General features: G+C 64.1%; 16 protein-coding genes, 1 other RNA gene and 1 pseudogene. 4 read left to right on the top strand and 14 right to left on the bottom strand.

Going from position 1 to position 18,544, the window contains the following annotated elements:
- Positions 1–100: 100 nt before the first annotated feature.
- Genes EOA24_RS06475 through mraZ form a run of 6 tightly spaced genes read right to left on the bottom strand, consistent with a single transcriptional unit; the run spans position 101 to position 6,632 of the window.
- Positions 101–1,534, bottom strand: a complete 1,434-nt coding sequence (locus EOA24_RS06475; protein ID WP_126081992.1) for a UDP-N-acetylmuramoylalanyl-D-glutamyl-2,6-diaminopimelate--D-alanyl-D-alanine ligase — start codon at positions 1,532–1,534, stop codon at positions 101–103.
- A complete protein-coding gene (locus tag EOA24_RS06470) occupies positions 1,531–2,985 on the bottom strand; it encodes a UDP-N-acetylmuramoyl-L-alanyl-D-glutamate--2,6-diaminopimelate ligase (protein ID WP_126081991.1) in 1,455 nt (484 codons plus the stop codon). The genes EOA24_RS06475 and EOA24_RS06470 overlap by 4 nt, the downstream gene beginning before the upstream one ends.
- Before the next feature lie 54 nt (positions 2,986–3,039).
- Positions 3,040–4,764 (bottom strand): penicillin-binding protein 2, encoded by a 1,725-nt coding sequence (locus tag EOA24_RS06465; protein WP_126081990.1) that lies wholly within the window; start codon positions 4,762–4,764, stop codon positions 3,040–3,042.
- Positions 4,761–5,156 carry a hypothetical protein gene (locus EOA24_RS06460; protein ID WP_127409674.1) on the bottom strand — a complete coding sequence of 132 codons (396 nt, stop codon included), beginning with the start codon at positions 5,154–5,156 and terminating at the stop codon, positions 4,761–4,763. Before EOA24_RS06460 ends, EOA24_RS06465 begins: the two co-directional genes overlap by 4 nt.
- Positions 5,157–5,160: 4 nt before the next feature.
- Positions 5,161–6,177 (bottom strand): 16S rRNA (cytosine(1402)-N(4))-methyltransferase RsmH, encoded by a 1,017-nt coding sequence (gene rsmH / locus EOA24_RS06455; RefSeq protein WP_126081988.1) that lies wholly within the window; start codon positions 6,175–6,177, stop codon positions 5,161–5,163.
- On the bottom strand, positions 6,174–6,632 hold the full coding sequence (mraZ, locus tag EOA24_RS06450; RefSeq protein ID WP_126081987.1) for a division/cell wall cluster transcriptional repressor MraZ: 459 nt from the start codon (positions 6,630–6,632) through the stop codon (positions 6,174–6,176). Before mraZ ends, rsmH begins: the two co-directional genes overlap by 4 nt.
- A gap of 399 nt (positions 6,633–7,031) precedes the next feature.
- Here mraZ and EOA24_RS06445 point away from each other — a divergent pair, with 399 nt between their 5' ends.
- Positions 7,032–8,147: a cystathionine gamma-lyase gene (locus EOA24_RS06445; protein ID WP_126081986.1), complete on the top strand. Its 1,116-nt coding sequence runs from the start codon at positions 7,032–7,034 to the stop codon at positions 8,145–8,147.
- Between the two features lie 17 nt (positions 8,148–8,164).
- Here the strand turns inward: EOA24_RS06445 and EOA24_RS06440 are convergent, their stop codons facing one another.
- From EOA24_RS06440 to EOA24_RS06410, 7 genes are all read right to left on the bottom strand, one after another.
- Positions 8,165–8,509 carry a type II toxin-antitoxin system RelE/ParE family toxin gene (locus EOA24_RS06440; RefSeq protein ID WP_245466994.1) on the bottom strand — a complete coding sequence of 115 codons (345 nt, stop codon included), beginning with the start codon at positions 8,507–8,509 and terminating at the stop codon, positions 8,165–8,167.
- On the bottom strand, positions 8,506–8,790 hold the full coding sequence (locus EOA24_RS06435) for a type II toxin-antitoxin system ParD family antitoxin (RefSeq protein ID WP_126060079.1): 285 nt from the start codon (positions 8,788–8,790) through the stop codon (positions 8,506–8,508). Before EOA24_RS06435 ends, EOA24_RS06440 begins: the two co-directional genes overlap by 4 nt.
- Positions 8,791–8,948: 158 nt before the next feature.
- An RNA gene (gene rnpB, locus EOA24_RS06430) (RNase P RNA component class A) lies at positions 8,949–9,344 on the bottom strand.
- Positions 9,345–9,472: 128 nt separating this feature from the next.
- Positions 9,473–10,174 (bottom strand): transglycosylase SLT domain-containing protein, encoded by a 702-nt coding sequence (locus tag EOA24_RS06425; protein WP_126081985.1) that lies wholly within the window; start codon positions 10,172–10,174, stop codon positions 9,473–9,475.
- 166 nt (positions 10,175–10,340) lie between these two features.
- On the bottom strand, positions 10,341–11,126 hold the full coding sequence (locus tag EOA24_RS06420; RefSeq protein ID WP_126081984.1) for an N-acetylmuramoyl-L-alanine amidase: 786 nt from the start codon (positions 11,124–11,126) through the stop codon (positions 10,341–10,343).
- Complete coding sequence (locus EOA24_RS06415) at positions 11,123–11,842, bottom strand: DnaJ family molecular chaperone (protein ID WP_126081983.1); 720 nt, start codon at positions 11,840–11,842, stop codon at positions 11,123–11,125. Before EOA24_RS06415 ends, EOA24_RS06420 begins: the two co-directional genes overlap by 4 nt.
- Before the next feature lie 134 nt (positions 11,843–11,976).
- Entirely contained in the window at positions 11,977–12,183 is a 207-nt protein-coding gene (locus EOA24_RS06410) for a hypothetical protein (protein ID WP_082056158.1), read from the bottom strand.
- A 177-nt stretch (positions 12,184–12,360) separates the two neighbouring features.
- On the opposite strand from EOA24_RS06410, the gene EOA24_RS06405 reads away from it, so the two are divergent.
- From EOA24_RS06405 to EOA24_RS06395, 3 genes are read left to right on the top strand one after another with little or no spacing between them, the layout of a single operon-like run.
- Complete coding sequence (locus tag EOA24_RS06405) at positions 12,361–15,993, top strand: hydantoinase B/oxoprolinase family protein (RefSeq protein ID WP_126081982.1); 3,633 nt, start codon at positions 12,361–12,363, stop codon at positions 15,991–15,993.
- 44 nt (positions 15,994–16,037) lie between these two features.
- The gene (locus tag EOA24_RS06400; protein ID WP_126081981.1) at positions 16,038–17,336 is read left to right on the top strand and encodes a DUF3419 family protein; all 1,299 of its coding nucleotides are present in this window, start codon (positions 16,038–16,040) and stop codon (positions 17,334–17,336) included.
- Positions 17,333–17,998: a class I SAM-dependent methyltransferase gene (locus tag EOA24_RS06395; protein ID WP_126081980.1), complete on the top strand. Its 666-nt coding sequence runs from the start codon at positions 17,333–17,335 to the stop codon at positions 17,996–17,998. The genes EOA24_RS06400 and EOA24_RS06395 overlap by 4 nt, the downstream gene beginning before the upstream one ends.
- 110 nt (positions 17,999–18,108) lie before the next feature.
- On the opposite strand, the pseudogene EOA24_RS06390 reads toward EOA24_RS06395, so the two are convergent.
- Positions 18,109–18,544 (bottom strand): annotated as a pseudogene (locus EOA24_RS06390) (serine hydrolase); the annotation flags it as partial.

The raw sequence follows: 18,544 nt of genomic DNA, 5'->3' as shown, positions 1-18,544 counted from the left end.
GTGCGGAAGGTGATGTAGCGGAAGACGTTGAAGAACGAGATCTTGTCCGCGAAATCGACGAGCAGTGTGAACATGGTCCTTCCGTCCCCCGGAGCCGACCTCAAGTCGGTTCAATGTTTGTGGCTTCCGCCGGAAATTTGCCGAGCAATGCCTCGACCAGCTTTGAAAAGCCGATGCCTTTCGACGATTTGACCATCACCACGTCGCCGGGCCTGAGCGCAGCGATCACGATCGGCTTCAGTTCCTCGACGCCTGCCCGGTGCTCGGTCTGGACATCGGCCGGCAAAACCTCGGCCAGCGCCTGCATTTCCGGCCCGCCGAGAAAGACATTGCGCGTGCCTGTGCCGACGATCAGTTCGGCCAGCGCCGCATGGAGCTTCGCCGAATGGCCGCCAAGCTCCAGCATGTCACCCAGCACCGCGATGCGCCGGCCCTCCCCCGAGACGGGCGTAGCGTTGAGCAGCGCCATCGCCGCCGCCATCGACGCCGGATTGGCGTTGTAGCTCTCGTCGATCAGCGTGATCGGTCCATTTGGATGGCGCAGGACATGGCGCCGGCCACGCCCGCGTTCGGGCGACAGGTCGGCAAGCGCCGCCGCAACCTTGTCGAGATCGGCGCCGACGAGCTTGGCAGCACCCAGCACGGCCAATACATTCTGCACCATGTGGCGACCGGGAGCCCCGACACGCGCTGCAACATCCTGCTTGCCGATTTTGGCGGTGATGTCTGAGTGATCGGCGTAGAGCTCGCAGCCGGTCAGCCGGAAGGTTGAACGGGCATTCTCGCCGAAGCCGAAGACGTGCTCGACGCCGGCCTCCTTCGCCATCTTCTCAAGCAGCTTCCAGCGCTGGTCGTCACGATTGAGCAGCGCGGCGCCGTCGGGCTCCAAGCCCTCGAAGATCTCCGCCTTCGCCCTGGCGATCTCGTCCAGATTCTTGAAGAAGCCGAGATGGGCGGCGGCAATCATCGTCACGATGGCGACATGCGGCCTGACCATCCTGACCAGCGGCCTGATCTCGCCGGAATGGTTCATGCCGATCTCGAAGATCGCGAAGTCGCAGTCCTGCGGCATACGCGCCAGCGTCAGCGGCACGCCCCAATGATTGTTGAACGACTGCGCCGAGGCGTGCACCTTGCCGACCGCCGACAGCACATGGCGCAGCGCTTCTTTGGTGGTTGTCTTGCCGGCCGAGCCGGTGACCGCGATGATCCGGGCCTTCGAGCGGGCGCGGGCCGCCACACCGAGCTTCTCAAGGGCCGCAAGCACGTCCTGCACGACGATCATCGGCGCCGTCAGCCGGCCGAGCGAGGGCAGCTTGCCCTCGGCGACGACCAGCACGGCCGCTCCGGCCTTGACCGCGGCTGTCGCGAAATCATGGCCGTCCATCGCCTCGCCCTTGATGGCGAAGAAGGCGTTTCCCGGCTCCAGGCTGCGGCTGTCGATCGAAATACCGGTGATGCCCTCCGGCAGCGAGCCGATGGGCCTGCCTTCCATGGCTTCGACCAGCGCTTCCGACGTCCACAGCAGGTTCATGCGGCGCGCTCCTTCAGCGCATCGCGCACTTCCTCGTGGTCGGAGAAGTGGAAGGTCTGAGCGCCGATGGTCTGGCCTTCCTCATGCCCCTTGCCGGCGACGATAAGCGTATCGCCGGCGCGCAGCATCGCCACCGCCTCATGGATCGCCTTGCGGCGGTCGCCGATCTCGATGGCGCCGGGCGCCGCGGCGAGGATGGCCGCGCGGATGGTCTCGGGCACTTCCGTGCGCGGATTGTCGTCGGTGACGATGACGATGTCGGCGAGCCGCGTCGCGATCTCGCCCATGATCGGCCTTTTTCCCCGATCGCGGTCACCGCCGCAGCCGAACACCACGATGACGCGGCCCGTGGTGAAAGGTCGGACCGAGGTCAGCACGTTCTCCAGCGCGTCGGGCTTGTGGGCATAGTCGACATAGACAGGAGCGCCAGCGGCGGTGGCGCCGACGAGGTCGAGCCGGCCAGGCGCACCCTTCAATTTTTCCAGGGCGGCCAAAGCTTTATCCACCGGCGTTCCAGTCGCGATGGCAAGCCCCGCCGAGACCAGCGCGTTGGCGATCTGGAAATCGCCGGCCAAAGGCAGGTCGATCTCGTAGAGCACGGCGTCGGCCACGACCTCGGCGCGCTGGCGATGGCGCTCATGCTCCACCCGCTTCAGCGTCAGGAAATCGCCATGGCGGCCGACGGTCAGGACATTGAGACCCGCCGCCTTTGCGGCTTTGATCGTCGGCTCCGACCACGGGTCGTCGGCAAAGACGATCGCGGGCGCGCCCTTCGGCAGCAGCGTGTCGAACAGGCGCAGCTTGGCGCGGTGATAATCATCGACCGTCGGATGGTAGTCCATGTGGTCGCGACCGAGATTGGTGAAGGCGCCGGCCGCGAGCTTCACGCCGTCGAGACGACGCTGGTCGAGGCCGTGGCTCGAGGCTTCCATCGAGGCATGGGTCACGCCGGCATCCGCCAGTTCCTTGAGCAACCGGTGCAGCGCCACCGGGTCGGGCGTGGTCAGCGAGCCATATTCGTTGCGGCCGGGCGCCACCACACCGGTCGTGCCGATCGAGGCGGCGGCAAAGCCAGCCTGCTCCCAGATCTGGCGGGTGAAGGCGGCGACGGATGTCTTGCCGGCGGTGCCGGTGACGGCGACCATGTTCTCAGGCTGGCGGCCGAAGAAGCGGGCGGCGGCGAGCGCCAGCGCATGGCGCGGATCATCGACGGCAAGAACCGGGATCGACAGGCCGGAAACCGCCGCGCCCTTGCCTGTGACGATTGCGGCGGCACCCCGGCTGGCGGCATCGGCGGCATAGGCAGAGCCATCGGCCTTGCTGCCGGCAAGCGCAAAGAAGACGACGCCGGTCTTGACCGCGCGGGAATCGGAGGAAAGTCCGGTAACCTCCAGATCGCGGGAAGCTGTTCCCTCGACAGGCAGGATACCGGCTAGATCTTTTAGATGCATTGAGTCCCGTTCACTGCAACAAAATAGCGCGCAGTTGCCGGCGCGCCCCAAGAATCACTGATAGGAAACCAGCGTTGCACCATTTTCATGGCTGAAATCTGGCTTCACGCCAAGCATGGCCGCCGAGCGCCTGATAATATTGCCGGCGATAACCCCAGCATTGTTGGCGGCGACGTCCGTCATCCCGGGCTTTTCCGGATGCGGAGCGTCGGCGATCGTGAACACCAGAAATTGCGGATCGTCCATCGGGAAGGCGGCGACGAAGGTGTTGAAATTCAACTCCTTGGAGTAGCGGCCGTTGATGACCTTCTCGGCCGTTCCGGTCTTGCCGCCAACCCGGTAGCCGGGGGCCCTGGCGTTCCTGGCCGAGCCCTTCTCGGCATTGAGCGTATAGAGATAGCGCATGCCTTCGACCGTCTTGTCGCTGACCACTTTCTTGGCCACCGCCATCGCCTCCTGTTCGCTGCGGACCAGGAATGTCGGCTGGATCAGATAGCCCTGCATCAGCGCCGCGCAGCCGACGGCGGCTTGCAGCGGCGTCGTCGACACGCCATGGCCGAAGGCGATGGTGAACGAGTTGACCTGTTTCCAGACCTTGGGCTCGGTCGGGCGCGCGACCTCCGGCAGCTCGGTCTGCATCCTGTCGAGAATGCCGAGGCGGTGCAGGAATTCGCGGTGCCCCTCGATGCCGACAAGCTCTGCCTCCCTGGCCGAGCCGATGTTGGACGAATAGAGGAACACCTCCGGCAGCGACAGCACGCGGTTCTTGCCGTGGAAATCGTGAATGGCCTGATGGCCGACCCGGATCGGATGCGACGCGTCGAAGCGGCTGTTCATCGTCGCCTTGCCGGAATCGAGCGCCATCGCCGAGGTGAAGCTCTTGAAGGTCGAGCCCATCTCGTAGAGGCCCGCCGACATGCGGTTCAGCCGGTCCTTGTCCTGGGCATTGTACGGATTGTTCGGGTCGAAGTCCGGCACCGAGGCCATCGCCATCACTTCGCCCGTCTTGATGTTCAGCACGACGGCGCCGGCGCCCATGGCGCGATAGCGCTCCAGCCCGGCGGCGATCTCGTCGCGCACCACATGCTGGACGCGCAGATCAATCGAAAGCCTGACCGGCTTGAGGTCCTTGGCTATGGCAAGGCCCGACGCCTGCAGGTCGCTCAGCCCCTGCTCGTCGATATACTTCTCCATGCCGGAGATGCCCTGGTTGTCGATATTGGTCAGGCCGACGATATAGGACGAGGTCTCGCCGCTCGGATAGAAGCGGCGCTTTTCGGTGCGGAAGCCGAGGCCGGGAACGCCCAGCGCCATGATGTCGGCCTGCTGCTTCGGCGTCAGCTGGCGCTGCAGCCAGACGAAGCCGGCGCCGCTCTTGAGCTTGCGGTAGGTCTGCTCGTAGTCGATCTCCGGCAGCACGGTCGACAATTTCTCGATCGCTTCGTCGGCATCGACGATGCGCCGCGGCTCGGCAAACAGCGACGCGGTCTTGATGTCGGTCGCCAGCACTTCGCCGTTGCGGTCGACGATATCGGGACGCGACGCGGTGACCCTGCTCTGCGGGCCGTCGGACAGGTCCGGATTCTGCAGGCCGAGATAGACAAGCCTGCCGGCAATCGTGGAATAGAGGGTGAAGAACACCGCCATCGTCATGACGATGCGGGTCCTGGCCTTGCCGCCCGTTGCCTTGCGCGCGGCGTCGACGACGATTGAGCCGTCCTCGACGGTCTTCTTCCGGCGTTTCAGCAGGTCGCCGATCCTTGGAAGCCCGCTGATCATTGCACCGTGCTCCCCGTGACGACGGGGTCCTTGTCGTCCCCAGGTCCATTGCCGGAACTGTCGGCCATGCCGCCAAGCCGCTGAGAGGAAAGGTCCTCGATGGTCAGCGGTTTCACCGGAATGTCGTCAAGGCCACCGATCTGGCGTGCGCCGACCGGTTCGAGGCCCAGCTGGCTCTTGTAGACGTCGGCAAGCTTCTGCAGCCGCGACGGCTGGGTAAGCAGGCTCCAATCCGCCTTGAGAAGATCGATCGTGGCTTCCTCGTAGCGGATCTGCGCCTGGATCTTCTGCACGGACGCCAGTTGCTCCTCGGCCTCGCGCTTGGTCTTGTAGGTCAGGGCCGCGGCCGAGACCATGACGGCGATCAGGACTATGTCGCTGGTACGAAACACGTGCTCACCTCTCTCCCGGCCGTTCGACGGCGGGAAGCTTTGGAAGGCCGAAAATCGAAAAATCGCCCGCACGCGCCGGGGCATCTGTGCGGATCGCAGCGCGCAGCCTGGCCGAGCGCGCTCGCGGGTTGGCCGCTATCTCGGCCTCCCCCGGCGTCACGCCGCCGCCAGCTTTACGGAAAGTCGCGGCGCGCTGCGGCGCGTCGGGCATGTGTCGCGAGCCGCTGGCGGCTTCGGAACGGTCGGCGATGAAGCGCTTGACGATACGGTCTTCCAGGGAATGGAAGGTCACCACGGCAAGTCGGCCGCCTGGCTTCAGCGCCCGCTCGGCCGCCAGCAGCGCCCTTGCAAGCTCGCCAAGCTCGTCATTGACGAAGATGCGCAACGCCTGGAAGACGCGCGTGGCCGGATGGATCTTGTCCTTGGGTCCGCGTCCGATATGCGTTTCGATGGCGTCGGCGAGATCGAGCGTGCGCTCGAACAGTCTCTTCTCGCGCCGGCTCTCGATCATGCGTGCGATGCGGCCTGCATGGCGCTCCTCGCCGAGAAAGCCGAAGATGCGGGCAAGATCGCCGGCCTTGAAGGTGTTGACGACGTCGGCGGCGGAAAGCCCCGACTGCGCCATGCGCATGTCGAGCGGCCCATCGGCGCGAAAGGAAAAGCCGCGCTCCGCCTGGTCGAGCTGCATGGAGGAAACACCGATGTCGAGCACCACGCCGTCGGCGTCCTCGACATGTTCGTCCAGCGTCGAGAACGGCGCCTGGACAAGCCTCAGCCGGCCGCCGGCCTGCCGCTCCAGCGCCTTGCCCGCCGCGATTGCGTCCGGGTCGCGGTCGATGGCAATGACGGAGGCGCCGCGATCGAGGATGGCGCTGGTGTAGCCGCCGGCACCGAATGTCCCGTCGACGATCGTCTCGCCGGCCTGCGGTGCAAGCGCGTCGAGCACCTCGGCAAGGAGGACCGGAATGTGGCGGGCCGGTCCGCCAACGGCGTGAGGATCATCGCCGTGGCCAGCCATCATTCCGATCGCTCCCCGGGATTCGTCCCCTGCCGAAGCTGCAAAAGCCTGGCGCGCGCCTGCGCCCCATAGGCGGAAAGCCGTCCCGGCTCCCAGATCTGAAAGAAATTGCCGCGGCCGACAAAGGCCACCTCGTTCGAGATGCCCGTATGCTCGCGGATGAAGTCGCTCATGGTGATGCGGCCATCCTGATCGAGCTTCAGGAACGTCCCGTCGCCATGGCAGAAGAACGACATATCGTCCGCCGTCTGCAGAAAGGGATCCTCCAGCGCGATCCGCTGCTCGTAGCGGTCGAGCAGGTCGAGTCCGCCGACATCCATGGCCGCCAGGTCCAGGCAACGCAGCGCGTAAAGCTCCGAATAGCCGCGTTTCTGAACCACCGCACGGAAATGCGCCGGAACGGAGACCCGCCCCTTCGCATCGATCCTGTTTACCGCGTTTGACAGAAATCGGTCCAATGAACGCTACAGCCGCTTCCGCCGCCGCACCCCTTCCCATGTTGTTCTCCGCGCCCTCGCCGCACTCGCGGCAAATCGCTTCATTCACCGGGGCGAAAACCGGCAAACGCGCAGCCGCCGCGGCTGCCCGATTGGCGTACGCTTCACCCTGACGCGGAACGAAAGCTTGATGATGTGAACGGGATATCATGGGGTACTATGGGCGTCAACGGGAACAGGCATCACAAACACGCGCATCACAACCACAAAGCGCAGGCTGAAGGCACGTCTCGTCTTTATCCTCCATTAAGCCTAACGAAGCGTTTAGAGCCCTCTGGCCAAAAGGACGCTGCTTGCCGCAAACAGCCGGCACGCATAGCGTCTCTGGCAATTTCTATTCAGCCGAAGGGATGAAGCCTGATGTCCAAGAAAGCGAAGTCCCGCGCCGCGGCGCTTGCCCATTTGCGCAGCCGCGATTTCGCCAAGGGCGACCCGATCCCGCTGCCGCTGACCATGGCATCGATCTTCCACACGCCGGGCGCAGAGGTCGGCTTCGATCAGTATGGCCGCTACGACAATCCGACCTGGCGCGCCGTCGAGCACGCGCTTGGCCACCTCGAAGGCGCGCAGTGCGTCGCCTTCCCGTCCGGAATGGGCGCAATCTCGTCGGTGTTTTTCGCGCTGCTGAAATCAGGCGACCGCGTGCTTCTGCCGTCAGACGGCTATCACGCCACGCGCGCCATGGCCGAGCGCTTTCTCAATCCCCTCGGCATTGCCTGCGACACCAGGCCGACGCCAACCTTCCTCGACGGCGGCTTCGATGGTTACCGGCTGGTTTTTGCCGAGACGCCGTCCAATCCCCGGCTGGACATCTGCGATATCACAGCGGTGGCCGAAGCCGTTCACAGGCAGGATGGGCTGCTGGTCGTCGACAACACGACGATGACGTCCTTCGGCCAGCGTCCGCTGGACCTCGGCGCCGACATCGTCGTCTCCGCCGACACAAAGGCGGTGAACGGTCATTCCGATGTGCTTTTCGGCCATGTCGCGAGCCGCGATGCCGACATCATCGCCAAGGTGACCGACTGGCGCAGCCTGGTCGGCGGCATCCCCGGTCCCTTCGAGGCCTGGCTTGTGCATCGCGGGCTGGAAACGCTGGAGGTGCGTTTCGACCGGATGTGCTCCTCGGCCGAAACGATCGCAATGAAGATGAGAACCCATCGCGCGGTCGGCGGCCTGCGCTATCCCGGCCTCGAGGGCGATGCCTCGCACAATCTGGCGCGCGCCCAGATGGATCGCTTCGGCTTCCTGATCTCGTTCGAACTGGCCTCGGAACAGAAGGCCGAGGCGTTCATCGACAATTGCGCGCTGATTGAATCGGCGACTTCCTTCGGTGGCGTGCACACCTCGGCCGAACGGCGCTCGAAGCGCGGCGACGCCGTGCCGCCCGGCTTCGTGCGCCTGTCGATCGGCTGCGAGCCGGTCGAGGAGCTTTGGCAGGCGATCGAGGCGTCGTTGGACAAAGTCGCCAGTTGAGCGGACAACGACACGCATCAAAACAAAGACTTAAGCGCGTCGCCTGAATCAGTTTCAACGCGACGCGCTTTAGGGTCCCATATCCTCTGTCTCGATCCTTCGCCGGCCATGCAACACGCGCAGGATTTCGATCGCATCGTCGCCAATTCGATAGAACGTAAGGTACTGCCCGACAACAAGGTGGCGAATGCCCGGCAGGATGTCGTCGCGCGGTGCGCCGATCGGGGATGGAGGGTTAGCAAGTCCCATCGCCGCTGAAGAGTTTCCACAAAACGGATTGCGGCATTAGGATTGTAGGCGGCGATATAGTCGCCGATAGCTTCGAGGTCGACCAGTGCCTGTGGAAGCAGGCGGTACTTCACTCGTCAGCGCCTTTGGCTTCCGCCATCTTCGAATATCTGGCGCGCAATCGCTCCATTAAGGGGGGACCGTCCAGCGCCGGTCCGCTATCGATCCCCTCCTGCACCAATTCCCGCAACTCCTCCACGGTGTAGCCGAGCAGGTCGCGGCGCTCCTTCCACTGCCTGAGCGCATCGCGGATCACCTCGCTCGCGGAAGCATATTCGCCCGCGGCGACCACATCGTCGACTGCCTGCGCCAGTTCCGGCGAAAGCGTGATGCTACGTTTATCGACCTGGCCCATGACGTGCTCCTGTCCTTTCTTGGAAGGTACGATTTAATCGCACCGGCTTCAAGAACACGTTTGGCAGCATTGGGAGGTTGTATTGCAGGACCCTTGAATCAGAAGACCCGCTCATCGGCCTAACCTTCTGATCCCGTTCAGCTATCGTTACGAGAAAAAATGCCAGCTGGCCTGTAAGCCGGGTTCTGTATGGCCCTCGCCTTGCGACGAGAACGTGGCGGCCATTCATCTCGGGCGCATGTTGCCATGCGCCTCACGCAACCAACCCGGACGGTGGGCCGGAAACAGCCCTCGAAGGTTTCCCCTCGCACCGCCCCTATTCGGTTTTGCTCCCGGTGGGGTTTGCCCTGCCGCTCCTGTTGCCAGTCGCGCGGTGGGCTCTTACCCCACCCTTTCACCCTTGCCGCGGCAATGCCGCGGCGGTTTGCTTTCTGTGGCACTTTCCCTGGGGTCGCCCCCGCCGGCCGTTAGCCGGCACCGTGTCTCCATGGAGCCCGGACTTTCCTCACCCGCAACCTTTCGGCTCCCGCGGGTGCGGCCGCCCGGCCAGCTGGCAAGCGCGTATAAAGGGATTCCCGGCTGAAAACGCAAACGAAAAAGCGCCTCGCCCCAAATGCGCGGCGGTTTGGGGCAACGACGTGCATAAAGCGCGCGTTGCACAAATCCGCCGCGCTGCATAGCGTCAGGCCGGCGAGCCCAGCGCCACCATCTGCACCTTCACCTTGCTGCAATAGGCGGCGGAGACCGGGTTCATCCGCGTCGCTCCGTGGCCGGCATTGTATTTCAGGATCGTGCCGCAGGTGGTGCCGCCGCCAAGGTCCCGCGCCATGGCGAGATACTTCATGCCGTATTTGATGTTGGTGTCGGGATCGAACAATCCCTTGGCCGAACCGGTATAACCCATCATGCGGGCCGTCGCCGGCTTGATCTGCATCAGGCCGATCTCGCCGGCGCCGCCGACCATGTTCGGCCGATAGTTGCTTTCGATCTTGATGACGGCCTTGGCTAGCGACACCGGCACGCCATAGCTCGCGGCATAGCGGGCGATGATCGCCGAATACTGGCCTTCGCCGGCGGCAGCGGGCGTCGCCACGGCGATCTTGCCGGGTTTAATCGAGGCCGTCGTGGTGAGATCGACAGCCTTTCTGCCGCGCTTGGCGCGTTTGGCCGTCGATTTTGTCACCCGGGTTGCGGCGGCCTTCTGAACCCTTGCCGGAGCAGCCCGCGCGGTTTTTGCCGTCTTGATGCTCGAGCCTGCCTTTGGCGTTACGGCTGCGAGGCCGTTGTCCGCCCTGGGGCTCAGCGGGGCACTGTTGGCCTGGTTGAAGGCAAAACTTATCACTCCGGCAGCAACGGCTGCCGCTACAACGGTCAATTTTTGCATGTAGTCCTGTTCTGTTAGAGCTGCACGAAGAACTTCGCACAGTTAGGTCAACTCAACATCGGGTGCCTGGGGGGATAGACGCCCGACAACTTGCGGAAGGGGCATTTGCAGGCGGAATTGGCGGCAATGAAGGCGGCGCAATTCACTTTGAGTGACAGATTGTAATTTAAGGATCCCGACGCGACTTTTTGACGGGAGTTGCCTTTACGGAAGCCAGGAGCCTCTGCAGTGTGCGGATCGTCGAATTGTCCGCCACGCCGTCGACCAGCCGCCGGCGGAAATGTAACTGGAAGGCCGCCACCACGATTTCCGTCCGCCGGTCATAGTCACCCGATATCTCGACACCGTAGCCATAGAGCGCCAGCATCGATTGCAGTGCTTCAACGTCGGCGCCGGCATCGCCGGCCTTCAGTGCAGCGCCCGCCTTTATCGGCGCCGCCGGCACGAGATGTCCGATACCGGCCGCGAACAGCGTCTTCCAGGGAAATTTCTCGCCCGGATCGACCTTGCGGCCCGGCGCCACGTCCGAATGGGCGAGCACCCTTGCCGCGGGAATGGAATGGCGTTCCGCGATACCCGCGCACAACTCGATCACGGCGCCGATCTGCCGCCGCGGGAAGGCCTTGTAGCCCAGCATGTGCCCGGGATTGACGATCTCGATGCCGACCGAGCAGGAGTTGATGTCGGTTCGCCCGAGCCAGGAACTCTGGCCGGCATGCCAGGCGCGATCGCTCTCGCGCACCATTTGCACGATACGACCGTCCTCATGAACGAGGTAGTGCGAAGACACCTCGCTCGCCGGGTCGCACAGCCACGCCTCGGCGCCGGCGCCGCTTGCCATACCGGTATAGTGCAGCACGATCATGTCGGGCCGAAGCGTCTCGCGGCGCGGGCCGAAATTGGGCGAGACCCGAACCTCCGCCTCTGGATGGTCGGGCAGAAAACCGCTCATGCGTGCCTGAGGCCCCGCTCGATCCTCTCATAGGCGGCGTTGATCGCGGCGACCCTGGTCGTGGCGATCTTGATGAATTCCTGCGGCAAGCCGCGCGCGATAAGCCGGTCGGGATGATTGTCCGAGATCAGCTTGCGATAGCGTTTCCTGATCTCCTCGAACGGCCTGCCCCGCTCGATCCCCAGGACGACATAGGGATCGGCGGCGCCAAGATCGACGTGCCTGGACAGGATCGCCTCGTAATGCGCCTCGTCGATCTGAAAAATCTCCGCGATCCGATGCAGGAATTGCCCTTCCTGCTCGTGGATGAGGCCATCCGCCTTGGCGATGTGGAACAACCCGTCGAGTATGTCTTCCAGCATCATGCAGTTTGCATGGCCGGAGCCGCAAAGCTGCGCCATGCGCTGGGCATAGGTCTCGAATCCGGCGACATCCTGCTTGGCGATATCGTAAAGCCGCGCCACGTTGCGTGTCTCGCTCGGCGGCACCTCGAAGATTTCCTGGAAGGCGCGCACCTCGTCCTGGGTGACGATGCCGTCTGCCTTGGCCATCTTGGCGGAGAGCGCGATCATGGCCACCGAGAAGGCAACGCGCCGGCGCAGGTCCGGATCGCCGGAAAACACGGTACGCACGGCTTCGACGACATCCGCGACGCCCGAGGACGCCGACGACGAAACACGAGCGATGAAGTCGCCAAGGCGGTCCCAAATCGACATGCCGGCTTCATAGAGCGAACCGGGCGGTTCTATCAAGCCTGGACAATGCCGCAGGTGATGGGCGACCTTCGGGATCGGTGGAGCAAAAGGAAAGCCGGCATTGCCGGCCTTCCTTGAATTTATGTGGTCGGATCTTACTGCGCAGGCGCGGCAGGAGCCGGATTTGTTGCCGGAGCCGGTTCAGCGGGCTTCGAAGCGTCGGGCGAAGCAGGCTTCATCGGCTGCTCGTTGGCCGGCGGATTGGTGCTCTGGGTGGTGGTATTGTCGGTGCCACTGTCGCTGCAAGCCGCGACCCCCAGCAGGGCGAGCGCCGAAACAGACGCCAAGATGAGCTTCTTCATGGTATGTCTCCTTCAACAGACGCTCACGTTTCGGTGAGCGGTCGCAGGGGAAATGCATCAGCAGGCTCGACGGTTTCGTAACGTTGCATTTCGATATGTAACATCAACTTGCAATTGCTGGCGGGGAAATCCCGAACTAACAGAACATGCGCACGAAGACATGAGTGGACAAGCAGAATGCCGGCAGCCGCGGAAACACGGAAATGGGATTTTTGGATCGACCGCGGCGGCACCTTCACCGACATCATCGGCCGTGATCCGCAGGGCCGGCTGCACCCTCGAAAACTCCTGTCCGAGAATCCCGAGGCTTATGCGGACGCAGCCATCCAGGGCATCCGCGACCTGTTGGGTCTGAAGGCCGGCGCCGCCATTTCCGCCGACGCGATCGGCGACGTCAAAATGGGCACCACCGTTGCCACCAATGCGCTGCTCGAGCGCAAGGGCGACCGTGTGCTGCTGCTCATCAGCAAGGGTTTTCGCGACGCTTTGCGCATCGCTTACCAGGCAAGGCCGGATATCTTCGCCAAGGAGATCATCCTGCCCGAGCAGCTCTACGAGCGGGTGATCGAGGTCGACGAACGCGTGCGCGCCGATGGCTGCGTCGAGCGTCTGCTCGACATCGCCGCCTGCCGCCCGGCGATCGAGCAGGCCAGGGCCGATGGCATCGACGCGGTCGCCATCGTCTTCATGCATGCCTGGAAATACCCGGATCACGAAAAAGCCGTGGCAAAAGTCTGCCGCAAGATCGGCTTCAGCCAGATTTCAGTCAGCCACGAGGTCTCGCCGCTGATCAAGCTGGTCGGCCGCGGCGACACCACCGTGGTCGACGCCTACCTGTCGCCGATCCTGTCGCGCTATGTGCAGCGTGTAGCGGGCGAGTTGGGCGCCGGGCCGCGGCTGATGTTCATGATGTCGTCGGGCGGCCTCACCGCCGCCGATATGTTCCAGGGCAAGGACGCGCTGCTTTCCGGCCCGGCCGGCGGGGTCGTCGGCATGGTCGAGACGGCGAAGCTCGCTGGCTTCGAAAAAGTCATCGGCTTCGATATGGGCGGCACCTCGACCGACGTTGCCCATTATGACGGCGAATATGAGCGCGCCTTCGATACCGAGGTCGCCGGCGTGCGCATCCGCGCGCCGATGATGCGCATCCACACGGTCGCCGCCGGCGGCGGCTCGATCCTGCATTACGAGGCGGGACGCTTCCGCGTCGGCCCGGATTCGGCCGGCGCCAATCCCGGCCCCGCCGCCTACCGGCGCGGCGGCCCGCTCGCCGTCACCGACGCCAATGTCATGCTCGGCAAATTGCAGCCCGATTTCTTCCCGGCGATCTTTGGTGCCGGCCAGGACCAGCCGCTCGACGCCGGCGCGGTTCGCGAGAATTTCGTGGCACTTGCCGCCCAGATCGGCGACGGCCGTTCGCCCGAGGCGGTCGCCGAAGGCTTTGTCACCATCGCCGTCGAGAACATGGCCAACGCCATCAAGAAGATCTCGGTGCAGCGCGGCTACGATGTCACGGAATATCTCTTGAACTGCTTTGGCGGCGCCGGCGGCCAGCACGCCTGCCTTGTCGCCGACGCGCTCGGCATGGAAGCGGTGCTGATCCATCCCTTTTCCGGCCTGCTTTCCGCTTACGGCATCGGCCTCTCGTCGGTCTTCGCCTCGCGCCAGCAGGGCCTGCTGCAGCCGCTTGCCGAGGAATCGCGCACCGCAATCGAGGCGCTCATCGCAGCCTTGCGCAGCGAGGTCGTCGCCGAACTCGGCGAACAGGGCATTGCCGAGGAGGCGCTTTCGACGAGGCCCGTGCTGCATGTCCGCTACGACGGCACCGACACGGCCCTGCCGGTGAATTTCGAGCATGGCTCGATCTTCCGCGCCAGAAGCGATTTCGGGGCCGCGCACAGGGCGCAGTTCGGGTTCATCTATGACGACAAGCCGATCGTCGTAGAAACCGTCGCCGTCGAAGGCATGGAGGCCGCTCGACAGGACAAGGCTGAAACCTCCGCCCCTGACGGAGCGGCAGGAGTCGAGCCCAAGCCTTCGGAAAGCCGGCGCATCTATACCGAGGGCCGCTGGCACGAGGCCGGCGTCTATCGCCGTGAAAACCTGAGGCCATCCAACACGGTCGCCGGCCCCGCGCTGATCATCGAGCCGAACCAGACCATCGTCGTCGAGCCCGGCTGGCGGGCCGAAATCACCGGTCTCAACCACGTCGTGATCCGCCGCACGGAACGGAAAGCGCGTGCCGCGGCGCTCGGCACCGAGGCCGATCCTGTGATGCTGGAGGTGTTCAACAACCTCTTCATGTCGATCGCCGAGCAAATGGGCGTGACGCTGCAGAACACCGCCTATTCGGTGAACATCAAGGAGCGGCTCGATTTTTCCTGCGCCGTGTTCGACCGCCATGGCGCGCTGGTCGCCAACGCGCCGCACATGCCGGTGCATCTGGGCTCGATGGACCGTTCCGTCGAAACCGTCATCCGCCTGAATTCCGGCGACATCCATCCCGGCGACGTCTTCGCGCTCAACGCGCCGTACAATGGCGGCACGCATCTGCCCGACATCACGGTGGTGACGCCTGTCTTCGACGATGCCCAGAGCGAGATCCTGTTCTGGGCGGCCTCTCGCGGCCATCACGCCGATGTCGGCGGCACCGCACCCGGCTCGATGACGCCGCTCGCGACAACGGTCGATGAGGAAGGCGTGCTGTTCGACAATTTCCGCATCGTCGATCGCGGCCGCTTCCGCGAGACGGAGCTGGAGGCACTGCTGACCGACCATCCCTACCCCGCGCGCAATCCTGCCCAGAACATCGCCGATCTCAAGGCGCAGATCGCCGCCAACGAAAAGGGTGTGGCGGAACTGCGCAAGATGGTCGCGCATTTCGGCCTCGATGTCGTCGAGGCCTATATGGGCCATGTCCAGGACAATGCCGCCGAGAGCGTGCGCCGCGTGATCGAGCGGCTTCCCGACAGCGCCGCTTACGAATACCCGACCGACAGCGGCCAAGTGATCAGGGTGAAGATCACCGTCGACCGGAAAAAGCGCGAGGCGACCGTCGATTTCACCGGCACCTCGCCTGTCATGGAGAACAATTTCAACGCGCCGGAGCCGGTGGCGCGCGCAGCCGTACTCTATGCCTTCCGCGTCATGGTCGAGGACATGATCCCGATGAATGCCGGGTGCCTCAGGCCGATCAACATCGTCATCCCCGACGGCTCGATGTTGAAGCCAGCCTACCCCGCCGCCGTCGTCGCCGGCAATGTCGAGACCTCGCAGCATGTCACCAACGCGCTGTTCGGCGCGATAGGCGCCATGGCCAATGCGCAAGGCACGATGAACAACCTCACCTTCGGCAACAAGAAATACCAGTATTACGAGACGATCTGCTCCGGCTCACCGGCCGGCCGGATGAATTCGGGCCGCGGTTTTGCCGGCACCTCCGGCGTTCACACCCACATGACCAACTCGCGCCTCACCGATCCGGAAGTGCTGGAACTGCGCTTCCCCGTCGTGTTGGAAGACTTCCACATCCGCGAGGGTTCCGGCGGCAAGGGCAAGTGGAATGCCGGCGACGGCACCAGGCGCACAATCCGTTTTCTCGAGAAGATGGAATGCGCGATCCTGTCCTCGCATCGAAGCCGGCCGCCCCAGGGTCTCGACGGCGGCGGCGACGGCGAGTCGGGCTCGACCAAGGTCAGGCGCAATGACGGCTCGGTCGACATCCTCAAGGCCTGCGACCAGACCACGCTCGATGCCGGCGAAGCCGTCATCGTCACCACGCCGACACCTGGAGGCTTCGGAAGCGCGTAAGAATTCGTGACAGCCTGCCGTCAACAGGCTGTCACCTGCCTGTCATGACGCTGCGCTACCCGCTTGCGCCAACGCAAACGGGGAATCACCTTTCCATGTCGGACGTATCCGGAGAACTCGTTTATCGTCGAGGCAAGGAAGTCGGAAAGGCCGTCTACCAGAACCGCGCATTGTCGAAGGACGGCATTTCCGAGCGGCTCTTCGCCTTCCTGTTCTCCGGTCTGGTCTATCCGCAGATCTGGGAAGACCCGGATGTCGACATGGACGCCATGCAGCTCGGCGCCGGTCATCGCGTCGTCACTATCGCCTCGGGCGGCTGTAACATTCTGGCCTACCTGACCCGGTCGCCGGCCAAGATCGACGCCGTCGATCTCAATGCCGCGCACATCGCGCTCAACCGCATGAAGCTGGAAGCGGTGCGCCATCTGCCGTCGCAAGGCGACCTGTTCCGCTTCTTCGGCGCAGCCGACACCAGCCACAATTCCGATGCCTATGATCGCTTCATCGCACCGCATCTCGATGCGGTCAGCCGCCACTACTGGGAGCGCCGCAACTGGCGCGGCCGCCGCCGCATCTCGGTCTTCGACCGCAACTTCTACCAGACCGGCCTGCTCGGGCTCTTTATCGCCATGGGCCATCGCGTCGGCAAGCTGTTTGGTGTCGACCCGACCGGCATCATGAAGGCGCAGAATATCGGCGAGCAGCGCCGCTTCTTCAACGAGGAACTGGCGCCCGTCTTCGACAAGAGGCTGCTGCGCTGGGCGACCTCGCGTAAGGCTTCGCTGTTCGGCCTCGGCATCCCGCCGGCGCAGTACGATTCGCTGATCACCTCCGGCGACGGCTCGATGGCGAGCGTCTTGAAGGCTCGGCTCGAAAAGCTCGCCTGCGATTTCCCGCTGAAGAACAACTACTTCGCCTGGCAGGCCTTTGCCCGCCGCTATCCGCAGCCCGGCGAGGCGGCACTGCCTGCCTATCTGGAACAGCGCAATTACAAAACGATCCGCGACAACATCGATCGCGTCGCCATCCACCACGCCAACCTGATCAAGTTCCTGGCCGCCAAGGACGCCGGCAGCGTCGATCGCTTCGTCCTGCTCGACGCGCAGGACTGGATGACCGACGACCTGCTCAACGCGCTGTGGACTGAGATCACCCGTAGCGCTTCGGTTGGCGCCCGTGTCATCTTCCGAACCGCGGCAGAACCCAGCCTGCTGCCCGGCCGCGTCTCCAGCTCGCTGCTAGACCAATGGACCTACGAGGCCGACGCCTCGCGCGAATTCTCGGCAAAAGACCGCTCGGCGATCTATGGCGGCTTCCACCTTTACGTGAAGCGCGCAGCATGAGCACGACGGAGCTGCCGGCCAGCCATGCCGAACTGATGGACGGCGTCTACCGCTGGCAGCGCCACATCTACGACCTGACCCGCAAATACTACCTGCTCGGCCGCGACCGGCTGATCGACGGGCTGGACGTGCCGCAAGGCGGCACCGTGCTGGAGCTCGGCTGCGGCACTGGCCGCAACATCGCGCTGGCCGCCCGCCGCTATCCCGACACTCGCTTCTTCGGCCTCGACATCTCGGCCGAGATGTTGGAGACGGCCAATGCCGCCATCGCTCGCGAAGGTCTCTCCGGCAAGGTCAAACTGGCGCGCGGCGACGCCACCGATTTCGACGCCAAGGCGTTGTTCGACGTCGAGCAATTCGACCGCGTCTTCGTGTCCTATTCGCTGTCGATGATCCCCGGCTGGGAGAAGACGATATCGGCAGCGCTGGCCGCGCTCGCGCCTGGCGGCTCGCTGCATGTCGTCGATTTTGGCCAGCAGGAGGGCCTGCCGCGCTGGTTCCGAACGATGCTGCGCGGCTGGCTGCGGAAATTCCATGTTTCGCCGCGCGCCTCGCTGCGCGACGTGCTTGAATCGGAATCGCAGCGCACCGGCGCAACCTTCCGTTTCAGAACGCTTTATCGCGGCTATGCCTGGCTCGCCATGATCGGATCCTCCAAATAGCAAGTGCTACTGGAGCAATTCCAGGAAAAGTGTGAGCGGTTTTCCGTCCGAAATTGCGTAAAAACAAACAGATAGGGCGTTTCGCCGTTTCTATGAAACGGTGAAACGCACTAGTGCAGCGCCTTCACCAGCGCTCCCACCATGGTCTGCGGCCGGTAGCCTAGCTTGGCCGGCGTCAGCCCAAGCCGCACCACCACCAGCTGCTCCGACGGAATGATCGCGACCGTCTGGCCGTCATGGCCTTCCATCCAGTAGGTGTCCTTGGGCAGACCGGCGGCAGCACCGGCGCCGGGCTTGTCTTCGTCGCCCGGGCCTTCGATCCAGAGCTGGCCTTTGCCGTAGACCTTCGACGCCGGCGCCGGCTCGCGCATCCAGTCGACGAAACCGGCAGGCAGGATCTGGTTGCCGTTCCAGGTTCCGCCCTGCAGCAGGAACTGGCCGAAGCGCGCCCAGTCATGCGCGGTGGCGTAGAGATAGGACGAACCGACGAAGGTGCCCTGCTCGTCGGTCTCCAGCACCGCGCTGTGCATGCCGAGCGGCTCGAAC

The sequence above is a fragment of the Mesorhizobium sp. M2A.F.Ca.ET.039.01.1.1 genome, from assembly GCF_003998035.1.
Lineage (GTDB): Bacteria > Pseudomonadota > Alphaproteobacteria > Rhizobiales > Rhizobiaceae > Mesorhizobium.
Note: the sequence above shows the minus strand (reverse complement) of the source record. Positions and strands in the feature narration are given on the sequence as shown.

What these genes read in the sequence shown, in the direction of transcription:
- EOA24_RS06405 (WP_126081982.1), top strand. Translation starts at nt 12,361, where the DNA reads ATGCCGGCAGCCGCGGAAACACGGAAATGGGATTTTTGGATCGACCGC.
- EOA24_RS06425 (WP_126081985.1), bottom strand. Translation starts at nt 10,174, where the DNA reads ATGCAAAAATTGACCGTTGTAGCGGCAGCCGTTGCTGCCGGAGTGATA.
- EOA24_RS06400 (WP_126081981.1), top strand. Translation starts at nt 16,038, where the DNA reads ATGACGCTGCGCTACCCGCTTGCGCCAACGCAAACGGGGAATCACCTT.
- EOA24_RS06435 (WP_126060079.1), bottom strand. Translation starts at nt 8,790, where the DNA reads ATGGGCCAGGTCGATAAACGTAGCATCACGCTTTCGCCGGAACTGGCG.
- EOA24_RS06445 (WP_126081986.1), top strand. Translation starts at nt 7,032, where the DNA reads ATGTCCAAGAAAGCGAAGTCCCGCGCCGCGGCGCTTGCCCATTTGCGC.
- EOA24_RS06395 (WP_126081980.1), top strand. Translation starts at nt 17,333, where the DNA reads ATGAGCACGACGGAGCTGCCGGCCAGCCATGCCGAACTGATGGACGGC.
- EOA24_RS06470 (WP_126081991.1), bottom strand. Translation starts at nt 2,985, where the DNA reads ATGCATCTAAAAGATCTAGCCGGTATCCTGCCTGTCGAGGGAACAGCT.
- EOA24_RS06410 (WP_082056158.1), bottom strand. Translation starts at nt 12,183, where the DNA reads ATGAAGAAGCTCATCTTGGCGTCTGTTTCGGCGCTCGCCCTGCTGGGG.
- EOA24_RS06475 (WP_126081992.1), bottom strand. Translation starts at nt 1,534, where the DNA reads ATGAACCTGCTGTGGACGTCGGAAGCGCTGGTCGAAGCCATGGAAGGC.
- EOA24_RS06465 (WP_126081990.1), bottom strand. Translation starts at nt 4,764, where the DNA reads ATGATCAGCGGGCTTCCAAGGATCGGCGACCTGCTGAAACGCCGGAAG.
- EOA24_RS06420 (WP_126081984.1), bottom strand. Translation starts at nt 11,126, where the DNA reads ATGAGCGGTTTTCTGCCCGACCATCCAGAGGCGGAGGTTCGGGTCTCG.
- rsmH (WP_126081988.1), bottom strand. Translation starts at nt 6,177, where the DNA reads ATGATGGCTGGCCACGGCGATGATCCTCACGCCGTTGGCGGACCGGCC.
- EOA24_RS06415 (WP_126081983.1), bottom strand. Translation starts at nt 11,842, where the DNA reads ATGTCGATTTGGGACCGCCTTGGCGACTTCATCGCTCGTGTTTCGTCG.